This is a genomic window from Variovorax sp. Varisp46 (assembly GCF_059491885.1).
Genome location: NZ_CP168515.1, coordinates 2,972,331 through 2,987,643 on the forward strand (window position 1 = coordinate 2,972,331; position 15,313 = coordinate 2,987,643).

Below are 15,313 nucleotides of genomic sequence, written 5' to 3' on the forward strand. Positions count from 1 at the left end.
ACACGGCCATGACTTCGCAAATGCGCCACCACATCGTCCACGCGGGCTGGCTGGCCGCCGCGCTGGCAGTGCTGGGCGGCGTGTTCGCGCTTTACGTCCACCCGGACTTCCTCGTGACGTTGGTCGACCAGATCTGGTCCTGCTTCTGAGGCCCGCCCCGCCATGAAAGATGCTGTACCGATGCACGGCCTGTCCGCGCCTTCCGAATGGATCGTTCGCTGGACGCACCTGCTCGCGCCCGGCGCCAAGGTGCTCGACGTGGCCTGCGGCGCCGGGCGGCACATGCAGTGGTTCGCGGGCCGCGGGCATCCGGCCACCGGTGTCGACCGCTCGCCTGAAGCCATAGCGGCGGCCGGCGCCTTCGGCCGCACCGTCTCGGCGGACATCGAGTCGGGCCCCTGGCCCTTCGCCGGCCAGGCCTTTGGCGCCGTGATCGTCACCAACTACCTCTGGCGCCCGCGCATGGCCGACATCGTGGCCGCGGTGGCAGCGGGCGGCGTGCTGCTCTACGAAACCTTCGCGGCGGGCAACGAGACCGTCGGCAAGCCCTCTCGCCCCGACTTCCTGCTGCAGCCCGGCGAACTGCTGACGGCCTGCACCGGCCTGCGCGTGGTGGCCTACGAGGACGGCTTCATGCCCGAACCTGCGCGCTTCGTGCAGCGCATTGCCGCCGTCCGCCCCGCTGGCAGCAACGACGGCCAGCCGCCCCGGCACCTCCTTGCGGGAAACTGAGGGGCCCGGGGCGGCTGTCTTGCGGCACGCCGGAGTAAGTAGAATCGGCACTTTCGTCCACCGACAAAGAGATTCCCCTTGGAGCAACTGACAGGCAGCATCGTCGCGCTCGTCACGCCGATGCACGACGACGGCAGTGTCGACTACCCCGCCCTGCGGCGGCTCATCGACTGGCACATCGAAGAAGGCACCGACTGCCTCGGCGTGGTCGGCACCACCGGCGAATCGCCGACGGTCGATGTCGAAGAGCACTGCGAAATCATCCGTGTTTCGGTCGAGCAGGCCCGGGGCCGCGTGCCCGTGATGGCCGGCTGCGGCGCGAACTCGACCAAGGAAGCCATCGAACTCGCCAGGTTCGCCAAGGGCGTGGGCGCCGATTCGCAGCTCCAGGTCGTGCCGTACTACAACAAGCCCACGCAAGAGGGCCAGTACCAGCATTTCAAGGCCATCGCCGAAGCCGTGGGCGACCTGCCCGTCGTGCTCTACAACGTGCCCGGCCGCACCGTTGCCGATATGGCGCACGACACCGTGCTGCGACTGGCGCAGGTGCCCGGCATCATCGGCATCAAGGAAGCCACCGGCAACATCGAGCGCGCCCAGTGGCTCATTCGCGACCTGCCTAAGAACTTTGCCGTCTATTCCGGCGACGACCCGACCGCGGTCGCGCTCATGCTCTGCGGCGGCCAGGGCAACATCAGCGTCACGGCCAACGTCGCGCCGCGCAAGATGCACGAACTGTGCGTGGCGGCACTGGCGGGCGACGTCAAGCGCGCCATGCAGATCCAGTTCGAGCTGATGCCGCTGCACCGCAACCTGTTCGTCGAGCCCAACCCGATCCCGCTGAAGTGGGCCATGGCACGGCTCGGCCTGTGCGGCGGCACGCTGCGCCTGCCGCTCACCGAACTCGGCGAAGCGAGCCGCCCCGCGGTCGAAGGCGCCCTGCGCGCCACCGGCCTGCTGAAGGGCTGAGCATCCTTTCCCCTGGCCGCAGCAAGGTTAAGCAACCTTTTGCCCGAACCGTGCTCTGAGATGGCGGGCACTGCGGCCCCTAGATTGACCGAACCATTCCAACAAGGAAGACGACGTTGAAGAACCTTTCGCGACTTGCACTGCTGGCCCTCGTTGCCAGCCTCGCCGCCTGCTCCGTCCTCGAGAGCGACAAGATCGACTACAAGAGTGCAGGCAAGGCCCCGACGCTCGAAGTCCCACCCGATCTCTCCCAACTCTCGCGCGACAACCGCTACGCCATCCCCGGCGGCGCCGTGACCGCCAATGCCTACCAGGCCGGCATCGCCAACGCCCCGGGCGTGCCCACCGCCGTGAGCAACCTCGGCGACGTGCGCATGGAGCGCTCGGGCACGCAGCGATGGATCGTCGTCAACCGTACGCCCGACCAGCTCTGGGACCCGGTGAAGGACTTCTGGCAGGAAAGCGGCTTCCTGCTGACCACCGACCAGCGCAACCTGGGCATCATGGAAACCGACTGGGCCGAGAACCGCGCCAAGCTGCCGCAGGACATCATCCGCGGCACGCTGGGCAAGCTGGTCGACTCGGTCTACTCGACCGGCGAACTCGACCGCTTCCGCACTCGCCTGGAACGCACGCCCAACGGCACCGAGATCTTCATCAGCCACCGCGGCATGCAGGAGGTCTACAACAACTCGCGCCAGGACCAGACCGTGTGGCAGCCCCGCCCCAGCGATCCTGAGCTCGAGACCGAATTCCTGCGCCGCCTGATGGTCAAGCTCGGCGTCTCGCAGGAGCAGTCGAAGATCCTGGCCGCCACCACCGCGACGACCAAGACCGCCACCGTCGCCAAGGTCGGCAACCAGCCGGTCGTGCAGATCAGCGAAGGCTTCGAGCGCGCATGGCGCCGCGTCGGGCTCGCGCTCGACCGCACCGGCTTCACCGTGGAAGACCGCGACCGCAGCGCCGGCCTGTACTACGTGCGCTACGTGACCCCCAACCCCGACAAGAAGGAGCCCGGCTTCTTCGGCAAGCTGTTCAGCAGCTCGCCCAAGGACGAAGCACCGATCAAGTTCCGCATCTCGGTCAAGGGACAGGGCGAAGCCACGACGGTGTCCGTGCTCGACGCAGCCGGCGCACCTGAAACCTCGGCCAACGCCGAGCGCATCGTCAAGGTCATCGCAGACGACCTGAAGTAACCCGCATGCTCCGCTTCCGAAGCCTCGGCAGCGGCAGCACGGGCAACGCCGCGCTGGTCGAAGCGACCAGCGCCGGGCGCACCTCCCGCCTCCTGATCGACTGCGGCTTCGGCCTCAAGCAGCTCGATCTGCGGCTGGCCCAGGCAGGCCTCGCCGCCAGCGACATCGATGCGGTCTTCGTCACGCACGAGCACGGCGACCACATCGGCTGCGCCCATTCGCTGTCGCGGCGCAACCGCATCCCCGTCTGGATGAGCGAAGGCACGTGGCTCGCCACCGGCGGGCGCGATTTCGAGGGCCTGCTGAACCTGGCGCGCGACGACGCCGAGTTCGAGGTCGGCGACATCTGCGTGCAGCCCTTCACCGTGCCCCACGATGCGCGCGAGCCGCTGCAGCTTCGCTGCACCGACGGCAACCGCACGCTGGGCGTATTGACGGATCTGGGCCACGCCACGGCCCACGTGCTGGCCCGCCTGAGCGGCGTGCATGCGCTGCTGCTGGAGTTCAACCACGACAGCGATCTGCTGGCCAATTCGGCCTATCCGCCCTTTCTCAAGCATCGTGTCGGCGGCAACTACGGCCACCTGTCGAACACGGCCGCCGCAGAGATCGCACGCGCGGTGCTGCACGACGGCTTGCGCCACGTGGTGGCTGCACACCTGAGCGAGCAGAACAATCGACCCGAGATCGTGCGCCGCCTGATGGCCGAGGCCCTCGGCGGCGACGAGGCCGAGATGCTCACCGCCACGGCATCGCAGGGCTCGCCCTGGCTCGACGTATGAGCCGCGCGATCCTCACGCTCTCCTAAGAAAAAAAGCCGCCTCGTGGCGGCTTTCATCATGGCGGGTGCCGAGGCCTGGCCTATTGCTTCGGCGCTTCGTTCTTCTTCGCTGCCTCGGTGGCTGCGTTCGCCGCGTCGAGCGCGGACGATGCGCCGGGCGCCGGCGTTGCCGCCCCCGATGCGGCCGGATCGGTGGCAGGTGCGGGCGCAGGCGCAGGCGCGGGTTCGGTCACGGGTGCAGGAGGCGGCGTCACGACAGCCGGCGCAGCATCCTCCTTCTTTCCGCAGGCGACGAGCGCGGCAGCGGCAATCAGCGAGGCAACCAGGACGGACGATGACTTCTTCATGGAATCTCCTTTGGCAATGAAGGTCTGGAACGAAAAAAATTCTAGACCTGCCCACCTGTCCGAATATGTCTCGCGGCCGCATTCGCGGCATTGGCTTACAAGCCCAATGTCGATGCCGGAAACGCCGGCCGCGCGATGCGCCAGCATTCGTCGATCGAATCGCGCAAGGCGCGGCGGGCGGGCGCATCGGTGCCGCTCACGCCGCGGCTGCGCTCGGGGTCGATGCGATGCACGAACCAGGTGGGCGTCCAGATGGCGCTGGGCACTTCGGAGCCCGCGGCCTTGCCGGTCGCGCGGCATTCGATGATGTGGTCCCACATGCGGCGCCACGGCACGAAGCGCGCGTGGCCGCGTTCGAGTACATCGAAGCGCTGGGCGAGCAGCACGAAGCGGCGGCCGCTTGCCGACCAGGTCTGCAACGCCTCGATGCTCGCGCGCTCGCCCAATGGCCAGTCGGCAAAGTCGGGGTCGCTGAAGACGATCTCCTTCCAGCCCTCCCGCGCGGCGGCCGACAGTGCGGCACGCAGGATCGCATCGAAGGCTTCGCGGCCATCGAAGCGGCCTTCGCTCAGCGGCGCTCCGGTGTGATCATTCGGCATGAAGCCAACCTGCCTCGCACCATTCGCCAAGCAGCGCGAGAGCGCCTTCGCTGGCACGGGCCAGCTCGCGGGAATCCAGCGCGCGCCGGTCGGCAAGGCGGCGCATCAGCGTGGCGTCGGACCCTCCCGCGCGAAAGCTCTCGCCGTTGATGTAGATGTGCCGCGTGTCGTAGAGCATGCGCGTGCGGCGGTCGAGTGCCACGCGCTGCATTGCATCGGGTGCCTCGCCGCCTTCGCCGAACCAGACATTGGCCTTGGGCTCGGTGAGCGACTCGCCAAGTGCGCGATCGACGGCGTCGGCATCGCGCAGTGCGGCCTCGATGGCCTTGCGGGCGAAGCCCTGCAATGCGGCGGGCATCTGCGCGGGTGCATCGACCGCCGGCTGCATCGGGTCACGGTAGCGCGCCAGCTCGGCAGGCCCCGCATCTTCCAGGTCTTCGGCGTACGCCTGCGCCATGCGCGCCAGCAGGTCGGCGCCGAGTTCGCCCAATGCGGACGAACGCAGGCCGATGGAACAGGTCATGCAGTCGTCACCCACGGCCACGCCGTCGTGGGCATAGCGCGGCGGCAGGTACAGCATGTCGCCGGGTTCGAGCACGAAGGTCTGCTCGGGTTCGAAGTTCTCGAGGATCTTGAGCGGCACGCCCGGCTGCAGGCGCAGGTCGCTCTGCTTGCCGATGGACCAGCGGCGACGCCCCTGCGCCTGCAGCAGAAACACGTCGTAGCTGTCGAAATGCGCGCCTACCCCGCCGGTATCGCTGGCATAGCTGATCATCAGGTCGTCGAGGCGAGCGTCGGGCAGAAAGCGAAACTGCTGCAACAGTTCGTGTACGCCTTCGTGATGCAGGTCGACGCCCTGCACCAGCAGCGTCCAGGCGGGTTGCTTCAACGGCGGCAAGGCACGCCGGGCCAGCGGCCCATGCTTGAGCGACCAGCCGGCCTTGCCATGCCGGATGAGCCGCGATTCGACCTCCTCGCGTTCGGCCAGCGAGAACAGCGCAGCACGTTCGATCGGTGGCACCATCGCGGGTATCGCCTGTCGGACGAGCAAGGGTTTTTTCTGCCAGTGCCGCCGCATGAACTGCGCGGCACTCAGGCCGCCGAGCAATGGCAGGGGTTGATTGATCTCCATGGGAGAATTCTGCAATGGAAATCTCTGAACAATGCGTGGTCGGCCTGACCTGGACCATGAAAGACACGCTCGGCGACGTGCTGGACGTGCTCGACGAGCCGGTGGAATTCATGGTCGGCGGCGACGACCTCTTCGACGTGATCGAAGCGGCCCTGCAAGGCCATGAGCCCGGCGCCCGGGTGCAGCTGCAGATCGAACCCGAACAGGGCTTCGGCGACTTCAACGACCAGTTGCTCTTCCTGGAGCCGCGCTCGCTTTTTCCCGAAGGCACGGAAGAAGGCATGACCTTCGACGGCTCCGCCCTTCCCAAGGGCGTGAACAGCGACATTCCAAAAGACGCGATCTACACCGTGGCCGAGATCTATCCGGAGCATCTGGTGCTGGACGGCAACCATCCGCTGGCAGGCATCGCGATCCGGCTCGACATCACAGTGCGCTCCGTGCGCGAGGCCACCGAAGAGGAAGTCGGCCGCGGCTCGGCGGGCACGGGCTTCTTCAAGGTCGCGCCGATGGCACCGGGCAACCATACGCTGCATTGAGGCTCCGTCAGCCAAAGAAAAAGCCGAGCATGCTCGGCTTTTTTGCGTACGGAAGATCGTCGACGGCTACATGCGCGAGATCTGGCCGTTGTCGATGCGCACACGGTCGCCGATGCGCAGGTCGCCCGGGCTTTGCACATCGAAGGCGCGGTAACCGCCGTTGTCGGTCTGCACCGACACGCGGTAGGTTTCATAGGCACGTGGCCCGTTCTGCTGAGCCTCGATGGTGTTGCCCAGCAGGGCGCCGCCCACGATGCCCAGCGCGGTGGCCGCCGCACGCCCATTGCCGCGCCCGAACTGGTTGCCCACCACACCACCGATGACCCCGCCGGCGACAGCGCCGCCGCCGGTGGTGCCGGTGCCGGCTGTTTCGCTGCGCAGCACCTCGATGTTGGCCACGTGGCCGTACTCGACGTAGGAAGCTTCGCGGTACTGGATGGCCTGCGGGGGCGCCTGGTACGGATAGCGCGAGGTCTGGTAGACGGGCGCCGGTGCCACGCATGCCGTGAGCGTGGCCACGGCCAGCACGGAAGCGGTGACGGAAACAAAGCGCATTGAGATCTTCATGTTGGAGGCTCCTCGGATAGAACAGTGCACGAATGATGAATGCATGCACCCTGCGTGTGCCTGACTAACGCCGCAGCGTCCGCCGCGATGACGCCAGAACACACACTGAAACCTTCGAGGCCGCCCGGCCTTCGCCAGTTCCAGTCTTTACCGCCCCGAAACTCAGCTTCCCTTCAGCATTTGCTCAATGTTTGCCCGTGGAGCCGTAGCCGCCCTCGCCGCGTTGCGAAGGTGCAAAGTCTGTGACCACCCGAAATTGCGCCTGTACCACGGGGACGATCACCAATTGGGCGAGCCGCTCCATCGGCTGCAGCACGAAGGGTGTGTCGCTGCGGTTCCAGGCGCTGATCTTCAGTTCGCCCTGGTAGTCGCTGTCGATCAGGCCGACGAGGTTGCCGAGCACGATGCCGTGCTTGTGGCCCAGCCCCGAGCGCGGAAGGATCAGCGCCGCATAGGCCGGGTCGGCCAGGTGGATCGCGATGCCCGTGCCCACCAGCTGCCAGCCGTTGGGCTCCAGCGTGATCGGGGCATCGAGGCAGGCCCGCAGGTCGAGGCCGGCGCTTCCAGGGGTGGCATATGCGGGCAATTGATCCACCATGCGCGGATCGAGGATACGGACGTCGACTTTCACTTTTGCTTGCTGCCTTGCTTCTGTTGCTGTTCTCTTTGCTTGCGGGCCGCCTCTTCCAGCACCTGCTGCCATTTGGCGACGCCGGGGGTGAGCTTCACGCCCTTCAATTTCTTGCCGAACCAGATGGCCACGCCCGCCAGCAGGAGCAGCACGCCGAAAGGCACGCCGGAGGCCCACAGCACGAGGAACACCAGCGCGCCGACGGCGCCCAGCACCTTGAGGGTCAGGGGGTCGAAGGAGCCAGGCTCCTTCTTCGGCACTTCGCCATTCGGCAGTTCTGCGCTGCGCTGCATGGCCGCGCTCACCGGCCCCTGCTGGCCGGGTGACGGGCCCATGCCGACGTCGAGCCCGGGCTCGCCCTCTTTCGCCGCCCGCTTCGGCAGCGCGGCCTGCGCCGACAGCCGCTCGACATAACGGGCGAAGTCGCCGTTCGGTGGCGTGTTCCACTGGGGATGGGGATTCATCAGGCCCTCCAGTCGGGAAGTCGAGCGGCAATCTCGGCCATGAGTTCTCGCGCCAGCGTGAGCTTGGGCGCGCGCGGGAGCTCGCGCACGCCCTTGGCATCCACCAGCAGCAGCGCGTTGTCGTCCTGACCGAAGGTCAGCGGGCCGATGTTGCCCACCAGCAGCGGAATGCCCTTGCGCTCGCGCTTGGCCTTGGCGTGCTCGGCGAGGTTCTCGCTCTCCGCCGCGAAGCCCACGCAGAAGAGCTTTCGGGCCTGTGCCCGCTCGCTCTTGGCAACGCTCAGGAGGATGTCGGCGTTCTCGACGAACTCGAGCACCGGCGTCTTGCCGCTGCCGTCCTTCTTGATCTTCTGATCGCTCTGCGTGGCCGGACGCCAGTCGGCCACGGCGGCAGTCGCTACAAAAATGCTAGCAGACTGCGCGGCATGGGTGGTCACTTCGAGCATGTCCTGCGCCGACAGCACGTCGAGGCGCGTCACGCCGCGCGGGGTCGGCAGATGCACCGGGCCGGCCACCAGGGTGACCTCGGCCCCCGCCTCGCGGGCCGCGCGGGCGATGGCAAAGCCCATCTTGCCGGACGAATGGTTGGTGATGCCGCGGATCGGGTCGAGCGCCTCGAAGGTCGGGCCGGCCGTGACCAGCACTTTCTGCCCCGCCAGCAGCTTGGGCTGGAAGAAGGCCGTGATGTCCTCCAGCAGCTGCGCAGGTTCGAGCATGCGCCCATCGCCCGTTTCGCCGCAGGCCTGCCAGCCGCTGCCCACGCCCAGCACGGTTGCGCCGTCGGCCGCCACCTGCATCAGGTTGCGCTGGGTGGCGGGATGGGCCCACATCTCGCGGTTCATGGCCGGCGCGATCAGCAGCGCAACGCGGTCCATCGGGCGGGCCAGGCACATCAGGCTCAGCAGGTCGTCGGCGCGGCCCTGCACGAGGCGAGCGATAAAGTCGGCGCTGCAGGGCGCCAGCACGATCGCATCGGCCTCGCGACTGAGGTTGATGTGCGGCATGTTGTTGGGCTCACGCGTGTCCCACTGCGAGGTGTAGACGGTGCGGCCCGAGAGCGCCTGCATGGTCACCGGGGTGATGAACTCCTCGGCCGCCTCGGTCATCACGACCTGGACAGTAGCCCCGGCCTTCACGAACAGCCGGCACAGCTCGGCCGACTTGTAGCAGGCGATGCCTCCGGTGAGGCCAAGGACGATGTGTTTGCCGGCGAGATCTTGCATGGGCCGTATTGTTGCTCATAGGCCATCGAACAAACGGCAACAAGCCCTTGGCGGGGGGTGTCGCAAAGGGCACATCTATAATCGCAATTTCCCACTGCCCGGATTCACGCATCCGGAACTGGCATGACCAAATTTGTCTTCGTCACCGGTGGTGTCGTATCTTCCCTTGGCAAGGGAATCGCCTCCGCCTCGCTCGCCGCGATCCTCGAATCGCGCGGCCTCCAAGTCACCCTCATCAAGCTCGATCCGTACATCAATGTCGACCCCGGCACGATGTCGCCCTTCCAGCATGGGGAAGTGTTCGTCACCGATGACGGCGCCGAGACCGACCTCGACCTCGGCCACTACGAGCGCTTCATCAACACGCGGATGCGCAAGGCCAACAACTTCACGACCGGCCAGATCTACAAGACCGTGCTCGAGAAGGAACGCCGCGGCGACTACCTCGGCAAGACGGTGCAGGTGATCCCGCACATCACCAACGAGATCCAGGAATACATCAAGCGCGGCGCCGGCATCGGCACGGCGCACGAGGTGGACGTGGCCATCGTCGAGATCGGCGGCACCGTGGGCGACATCGAGTCGCTGCCCTTCCTCGAAGCGGTACGCCAGATGAGCCTGCGCAACGGTCCGAACAACTCGGCCTTCGTGCACCTGAGCTACGTGCCCTGGATCGCCGCCGCCGGCGAACTCAAGACCAAGCCGACGCAGCACACCGCCAAGGAACTGCGCGCCATCGGCATCCAGGCCGACGTGCTGCTGTGCCGCGCCGACCGGCCGATTCCCGACGACGAGCGCGCCAAGATCTCGCTGTTCTCGAACGTGCCCGAATGGGGCGTGATCTCCATGTGGGATGTGGACACCATCTACAAGGTGCCCCGCATGCTGCACGAACAGGGCCTGGACGGCCTGATCTGCGACAAGCTGCGCATCAACACGCCGCCCGCCAAGCTGCAGCGCTGGGACGACCTGGTCTACGAGGTCGAGCATCCGCAAAAGGAAGTGTCGATTGCCATGGTCGGCAAGTACGTCGACCTGTCGGACAGCTACAAGTCGCTGAACGAAGCACTGCGCCACGCCGGCATGAAGAACCATGCCCGGGTGAAGATCGACTACATCGACTCCGAGACCATCTCGGCACAAGACGTGTCGCGCCTGGCCAAGTACGACGCCATCCTGGTGCCCGGCGGCTTCGGCCAGCGCGGCGTCGAGGGCAAGATCTCGGCGGCCCGCTTCGCCCGTGAAGGCAAGGTGCCCTACCTCGGCATCTGCCTGGGAATGCAGGTTGCCACCATCGAATACGCCCGCCACGTGGCCGGCCTCAAGAACGCCAACAGCACCGAGTTCGACCCCGAGACGCCCACCCCCGTGATCGCGCTGATCACCGAGTGGAAGGACCGCGACGGCACCGTGAAGACGCGCGATGAGAAGTCCGACCTCGGCGGCACCATGCGCCTGGGCGCGCAGAGCTCCGACGTCACGCCCGGCACGCTGGCCCACAGCATCTACGGCGACGTGGTCACCGAGCGTCACCGCCACCGCTACGAAGCCAACGTCAACTTCCTCGACGAACTGCGCAACGCCGGCCTGGTGATCTCCGCGCTCACGCAGCGCGAGCATCTGACCGAAATCGTCGAGCTGCCGCAGGACGTGCACCCGTGGTTCATGGGCGTGCAGTTCCACCCCGAGTTCAAGTCGACGCCGTGGGGCGGCCACCCGCTGTTCAACGCCTTCATCAAGGCGGCGCTCGACCACAAGGAAAAGGGCGCGGGCAGCACCAACAAGACGTTGAAGGCTGTCGCATGAGCAGCGGCTACGTCATCGCCCACGTCGAGGTCACGAACCCGACGCAGTACGAGGAATACAAGAAGTGGTCCAGCGCCGCGATGCAGGCGCATGGCGCCGAAGTGTGCGTGCGCGGCGGCCAGGTGCAGCCGCTCGAGGGCGACTGGAAGCCCACGCGCGTGGTGATCCTCAAGTTCCCCAGCTTCGAGAAGGCCAAGGCCTTCTACGAGACGCCCGAGTACCTCAAGGCGCGCGAGGCGCGTGCCGGCGCCGCGATCATGAACATGATCGCCGTCGAGGGCCTCTGATCCCCATTTATTCATCCGCCAAAGAGACCAGAAAGAGAAAGACAGAAGATGAGTGCAATCGTTGACATCGTCGGCCGCGAAATTCTCGACAGCCGAGGCAACCCCACCGTCGAGTGCGACGTGCTGCTCGAATCGGGCACCATGGGCCGCGCGGCCGTGCCCTCGGGCGCATCGACCGGTTCGCGCGAGGCCATCGAGCTGCGCGACGGCGACAAGAGCCGCTACCTCGGCAAGGGCGTGCTCAAGGCCGTGGAGAACATCAACACCGAGATCTCGGAAGCCGTGCTGGGCCTCGACGCCAGCGAACAGGCCTTCCTCGATCGCACGATGATCGACCTCGACGGCACCGACAACAAGGGCCGCCTGGGCGCCAACGCCACGCTCGCCGTGTCGATGGCCGTGGCCCGCGCCGCGGCCGAGGAATCGGGCCTGCCGCTGTACCGTTACTTCGGCGGCATGGGCGGCATGCAGCTGCCGGTGCCGATGATGAACGTCATCAACGGCGGCGCGCACGCCAACAACAGCCTGGACCTGCAGGAGTTCATGATCATCCCCGTGGGCGCCAAGAGCTTCCGCGAGGCCGTGCGCTACGGCGCCGAAGTGTTCCATGCCCTGAAGAAGATCCTGGGCGATCGCGGCATCAGCACGGCGGTCGGCGACGAAGGCGGCTTCGCCCCCAGCGTCGAGAGCCATGAAGCAGCCATCCAGCTGATCCTGGAAGCCATCGACAAGGCCGGCTACACCGCTGGCGAACAGATCGCCCTGGGCCTCGATTGCGCGGCCAGCGAGTTCTACAAGGACGGCAAGTACGTGCTGTCGGGCGAGAACCTCTCGCTCACGGCCGAAAGCTGGACCGACATGCTCGCGAACTGGGTCGACAAGTACCCGATCATCAGCATCGAGGACGGCATGCACGAAGGCGACTGGGACGGCTGGAAGCACCTGACCGAACGCCTGGGCAAGCGCGTGCAGCTGGTGGGCGACGACCTGTTCGTCACCAACACCAAGATCCTGCAAGAGGGCATCGACAAGGGCATCGCCAACTCGATCCTCATCAAGATCAACCAGATCGGCACGCTGACCGAAACCTTCGCCGCCATCGAGATGGCCAAGCGCGCGGGCTACACCGCCGTCATCTCGCACCGCTCGGGCGAAACCGAGGACAGCACCATCGCCGACATCGCGGTGGGCACCAACGCCGGCCAGATCAAGACCGGTTCGCTCTCGCGTTCGGACCGCATCGCCAAGTACAACCAGCTGCTGCGCATCGAAGAAGATCTCGGCGACATCGCCGTGTACCCCGGCCGCGGCGCGTTCTACAACCTGAAGTAACGCCCGGACGCCACGCGGCATGCGCGCCCGCCTCGTTCCTCCGATCGTCCTGTTGCTCCTGCTGGCCATCCTGCAGTGGCAGCTCTGGAACGGGCGCGGCAGCGTGCGCGACGTGGCCCAGCTGCGCACCAAGCTGGCCGACCAGAAAGAAGCCAACGCCAAGGCCACGCTGACCAACGAGCGCCTGACCTCCGAGGTCAACGACCTCAAGAACGGCCTCGAGATGGTCGAGGAGCGCGCGCGCGCGGAGCTCGGCATGGTCAAACCGAACGAAGTGTTCGTACAGATCGCTCATTAGGATGACCCCCAGTCTTCGCGCACTTCGTGTCGCTTCGCCAACCCCCTTCCAGGGGGCGACGCCGGCGGCCCGGAAAAACCGGCTCCGCGGTGTCCCACGAACAGACCGCGACGGTGCCCTTCGGGGGTGAACCTGATCCTCGAGCTTCTCTCGGCCCCGGCATTCCTGCTCTGGGGCTCTCCTGTCAGCTGGCTCGAATTCATCGCAGCCGTGCTGGCTCTCGGCATGGTCGGCTGCAACATGCGCGAGATTCACTGGGGATGGCCGCTGGCCATCATCAGTTCGCTGCTCTACGTCGTGGTGTTCGCCAAGGCGCGCATCTACGGCGATGCCTCGCTCCAGGTCTTCTTCGCCTTCGTCGCCCTGTGGGGCTGGGCGCAATGGCTGCGTGGCCACCGGGCCGACGGCAGCGCCTTGCATGTCGCCCGGCTCTCGCCGCGCGGCATCGCTTTCACTCTAGCCGCCTGCGCACTGGCATGGCCGGCCGTCGCCCTCTTTCTGCGCCGTTTCACTGACACCGACGTGCCCTGGTGGGACGGCTTCGCCACCGGCCTGAGCCTGGTCGGGCAGTTCCTGCTCGGGCGCAAGTTCATCGAGAACTGGCTGATCTGGCTGGCCGTGAACATCGTGAGCGTGGGCCTGTTCATCCACAAAGGGTTGTGGCTCACCGTGGGCCTGTATGCGGTGTTCGCCGTGCTCAGCGTGGCCGGCTACGTCGCGTGGCGGCAGCGCATGCCGGCCGAGGTGGTACGCGCATGACGCCCACGCTGCCGACCGGCTGTGTCATCGCACTCGTGGGCGCCGAGAGCACCGGCAAGACCGAGCTGGCCCGCGCCATCGCGCAGCGCCTGAAGGACCGCGGCACGCCGACGATGCTGGTGAGCGAGTACCTGCGCGAATGGTGCGAACGCGAAGCCCGCACGCCGCGCCCCGACGAGCAACGGGCCATCGCCGAAGAGCAGACCCGCCGCATCGAGGCCGCAGCCGCCTCCGGCGTGGTGGTGGCCGACACCACGGCGCTCATGACGGCTGTCTACAGCGAGCAGCTGTTCGCCGACACCACGCTCTACGACAGCGCGCTGGCCGCGCAGCGGCGCTATGCCATCACGCTGCTCACCGCGCTCGACCTGCCCTGGATGGCCGACGACATGCGCGACGGCCCGCACGCGCGCCAGCCCACCGACACGCTGGTGCGCGCCGCGCTCGCGGGCGCGAAGCTCTCGTACGCCGTGGTGCATGGCACGGGCGGCGAGCGGCTCGCCAATGCCTGGAACGCCATCAATTCCATCGCCGGCAGCGAGGGCCGGCCCCGCGCGCGCACCCAGTCCGACGCGAAGCCCGCCTCGTGGTCATGGCCTTGCGAGAAGTGTTCCGACCCGGAATGCGAACATAAGCTTTTCAGCGACCTGATCGCGCGCCGCGAGTAGCGCGCCCCATCCCATCACCGGAGACCCGATGCCTCTTCGTTCCGTCGCGCGTGTCGCCCTGATCTGCAGCGCCTTCGCCGCGCTGCTGCCGGCTACCGCAGCCCCTGTCGCCGCCACCGTCGAGAACGGCACCACGACCACCGCCTGCGCAGAGGAAGACAACGTGTCGCTGACCTTGCGCGGCGACGGGATCCGCCGCCTGCGCATCGAGGCACTGCAGCCCGACTACCTCGACAAGGTCGGCAACGACGTCACCAAGCCCGACTTCTCGGGCTGCAACTTCGACGGCGGGGCCCACCCGACCGACCCGGCGCACCGCTTCCGCAAACGCACCGTCGTGCTGATGGACAACGCGCAGTGGCGCATCGTCGGCATGACACTGCCCACCTTCTGGCGGCCGCAGCGCGTGCCCGTGCAGATCGGCAAGCGCAAGGACGGCGGCTTTCACCTGCTGCAGGTGTTCAAGAAAGAGAACGGCAAAGCGCTTGAAGCGATCGTTCTCTACCCGTCCGATGGCTACTGGCGCATCAAGCCGCTGCCCGAGGCCCGCTTCGGCGACGGGGCGTATGGCTCGTCGTTCCTGCTCGGCCCGGTCGAGGCGGCGGCGCGGCCGGTGGTGAACATCGCGTCGATCCGCATCGTGCCCCGGCCGCTGGCCATCCAGGTGCGCTTCACCGACGGCGGCAGCGCCGTGGTGCGCGTGGACGAAATCAGCCGCGCACGCACCGCGCTCGACGTGACGCTCTCGAAGCCCACCGCGAGCGCTCAGCCCTTCGCGGTGCTGCGCTCGATGTACGTCGCGCCCGACAACGCCGACGTGAGCGAGGTGCGCTGGCAGTCAGCGCCGCAGGCCGCGGCGCAAACCCTGCCGTTGCCCGAGGTCAAGTCGCTCAACGCCACGCACGTTCGCTTCGGGCGCAGCCAGCCTTCGCGCCACAACACCAGCGCACCCGACATCGTGTTCGGCGGCTTCGACGATTGAA

At 66.9% G+C, this 15,313-nt stretch carries 20 protein-coding genes; 13 read left to right on the forward strand and 7 right to left on the reverse strand.

The annotated features are described in order from the left end of the window. Positions 1-8: 8 nt before the first annotated feature. The 5 genes from ACEN9N_RS13995 to ACEN9N_RS14015 all read left to right on the forward strand — a co-directional run bounded on the left by ACEN9N_RS13995 (position 9) and on the right by ACEN9N_RS14015 (position 3,679). On the forward strand, positions 9-149 hold the full coding sequence (locus tag ACEN9N_RS13995) for a hypothetical protein (protein ID WP_200936025.1): 141 nt from the start codon (positions 9-11) through the stop codon (positions 147-149). A 13-nt stretch (positions 150-162) separates the two neighbouring features. Continuing rightward, positions 163-732: a class I SAM-dependent methyltransferase gene (locus tag ACEN9N_RS14000; protein WP_413315065.1), complete on the forward strand. Its 570-nt coding sequence runs from the start codon at positions 163-165 to the stop codon at positions 730-732. Positions 733-852: 120 nt separating this feature from the next. Then, on the forward strand, positions 853-1,701 hold the full coding sequence (gene dapA / locus ACEN9N_RS14005; protein ID WP_042673732.1) for a 4-hydroxy-tetrahydrodipicolinate synthase: 849 nt from the start codon (positions 853-855) through the stop codon (positions 1,699-1,701). A gap of 116 nt (positions 1,702-1,817) precedes the next feature. Continuing rightward, entirely contained in the window at positions 1,818-2,897 is a 1,080-nt protein-coding gene (gene bamC, locus ACEN9N_RS14010; protein WP_007835664.1) for an NlpB/DapX family lipoprotein, read from the forward strand. A gap of 5 nt (positions 2,898-2,902) precedes the next feature. Continuing rightward, positions 2,903-3,679, forward strand: coding sequence for an MBL fold metallo-hydrolase (locus ACEN9N_RS14015; protein ID WP_007835666.1), 777 nt, complete (start codon positions 2,903-2,905; stop codon positions 3,677-3,679). A gap of 79 nt (positions 3,680-3,758) precedes the next feature. Here the strand turns inward: ACEN9N_RS14015 and ACEN9N_RS14020 are convergent, their stop codons facing one another. The 3 genes from ACEN9N_RS14020 to ACEN9N_RS14030 all read right to left on the reverse strand — a co-directional run bounded on the left by ACEN9N_RS14020 (position 3,759) and on the right by ACEN9N_RS14030 (position 5,756). Further along, on the reverse strand, positions 3,759-4,025 hold the full coding sequence (locus ACEN9N_RS14020) for a hypothetical protein (protein WP_495656322.1): 267 nt from the start codon (positions 4,023-4,025) through the stop codon (positions 3,759-3,761). A 95-nt stretch (positions 4,026-4,120) separates the two neighbouring features. Continuing rightward, positions 4,121-4,624, reverse strand: coding sequence for a hypothetical protein (locus ACEN9N_RS14025; RefSeq protein ID WP_495656323.1), 504 nt, complete (start codon positions 4,622-4,624; stop codon positions 4,121-4,123). Then, complete coding sequence (locus tag ACEN9N_RS14030; protein ID WP_495656324.1) at positions 4,614-5,756, reverse strand: JmjC domain-containing protein; 1,143 nt, start codon at positions 5,754-5,756, stop codon at positions 4,614-4,616. The genes ACEN9N_RS14025 and ACEN9N_RS14030 overlap by 11 nt, the downstream gene beginning before the upstream one ends. Before the next feature lie 14 nt (positions 5,757-5,770). On the opposite strand from ACEN9N_RS14030, the gene ACEN9N_RS14035 reads away from it, so the two are divergent. Then, the gene (locus ACEN9N_RS14035; protein WP_413315070.1) at positions 5,771-6,295 is read left to right on the forward strand and encodes an FKBP-type peptidyl-prolyl cis-trans isomerase; all 525 of its coding nucleotides are present in this window, start codon (positions 5,771-5,773) and stop codon (positions 6,293-6,295) included. Between the two features lie 66 nt (positions 6,296-6,361). Here ACEN9N_RS14035 and ACEN9N_RS14040 read toward each other — a convergent pair whose 3' ends face one another. The 4 genes from ACEN9N_RS14040 to coaBC all read right to left on the reverse strand — a co-directional run bounded on the left by ACEN9N_RS14040 (position 6,362) and on the right by coaBC (position 9,180). After that, positions 6,362-6,862: an outer membrane lipoprotein gene (locus ACEN9N_RS14040; RefSeq protein WP_007835672.1), complete on the reverse strand. Its 501-nt coding sequence runs from the start codon at positions 6,860-6,862 to the stop codon at positions 6,362-6,364. A gap of 184 nt (positions 6,863-7,046) precedes the next feature. After that, the gene (dut, locus tag ACEN9N_RS14045; RefSeq protein WP_007835673.1) at positions 7,047-7,493 is read right to left on the reverse strand and encodes a dUTP diphosphatase; all 447 of its coding nucleotides are present in this window, start codon (positions 7,491-7,493) and stop codon (positions 7,047-7,049) included. Continuing rightward, positions 7,490-7,957 (reverse strand): hypothetical protein, encoded by a 468-nt coding sequence (locus ACEN9N_RS14050; protein ID WP_056590869.1) that lies wholly within the window; start codon positions 7,955-7,957, stop codon positions 7,490-7,492. Before ACEN9N_RS14050 ends, dut begins: the two co-directional genes overlap by 4 nt. Next, the gene (gene coaBC / locus ACEN9N_RS14055; RefSeq protein ID WP_495656325.1) at positions 7,957-9,180 is read right to left on the reverse strand and encodes a bifunctional phosphopantothenoylcysteine decarboxylase/phosphopantothenate--cysteine ligase CoaBC; all 1,224 of its coding nucleotides are present in this window, start codon (positions 9,178-9,180) and stop codon (positions 7,957-7,959) included. The genes ACEN9N_RS14050 and coaBC overlap by 1 nt, the downstream gene beginning before the upstream one ends. Before the next feature lie 123 nt (positions 9,181-9,303). Between coaBC and pyrG the strand changes: the two genes are divergently transcribed. The 7 genes from pyrG (at position 9,304) to ACEN9N_RS14090 (ending at position 15,312) form a co-directional block, all read left to right on the forward strand. Beyond that, positions 9,304-10,986: a CTP synthase gene (gene pyrG, locus ACEN9N_RS14060; protein WP_007835677.1), complete on the forward strand. Its 1,683-nt coding sequence runs from the start codon at positions 9,304-9,306 to the stop codon at positions 10,984-10,986. After that, positions 10,983-11,273: a DUF1330 domain-containing protein gene (locus ACEN9N_RS14065; RefSeq protein WP_007835679.1), complete on the forward strand. Its 291-nt coding sequence runs from the start codon at positions 10,983-10,985 to the stop codon at positions 11,271-11,273. The genes pyrG and ACEN9N_RS14065 overlap by 4 nt, the downstream gene beginning before the upstream one ends. A 48-nt stretch (positions 11,274-11,321) precedes the next feature. Next, entirely contained in the window at positions 11,322-12,605 is a 1,284-nt protein-coding gene (gene eno / locus ACEN9N_RS14070; RefSeq protein ID WP_413315073.1) for a phosphopyruvate hydratase, read from the forward strand. 19 nt (positions 12,606-12,624) lie between these two features. Further along, complete coding sequence (ftsB, locus tag ACEN9N_RS14075; protein WP_007835683.1) at positions 12,625-12,903, forward strand: cell division protein FtsB; 279 nt, start codon at positions 12,625-12,627, stop codon at positions 12,901-12,903. Positions 12,904-13,038: 135 nt separating this feature from the next. Then, positions 13,039-13,662: a nicotinamide riboside transporter PnuC gene (gene pnuC, locus ACEN9N_RS14080; RefSeq protein WP_495656386.1), complete on the forward strand. Its 624-nt coding sequence runs from the start codon at positions 13,039-13,041 to the stop codon at positions 13,660-13,662. Beyond that, the gene (locus ACEN9N_RS14085; protein ID WP_495656326.1) at positions 13,659-14,330 is read left to right on the forward strand and encodes an AAA family ATPase; all 672 of its coding nucleotides are present in this window, start codon (positions 13,659-13,661) and stop codon (positions 14,328-14,330) included. The genes pnuC and ACEN9N_RS14085 overlap by 4 nt, the downstream gene beginning before the upstream one ends. A gap of 28 nt (positions 14,331-14,358) precedes the next feature. After that, positions 14,359-15,312 carry a hypothetical protein gene (locus ACEN9N_RS14090; RefSeq protein WP_495656327.1) on the forward strand — a complete coding sequence of 318 codons (954 nt, stop codon included), beginning with the start codon at positions 14,359-14,361 and terminating at the stop codon, positions 15,310-15,312. The last annotated feature ends 1 nt before the right edge of the window (position 15,313 follow it).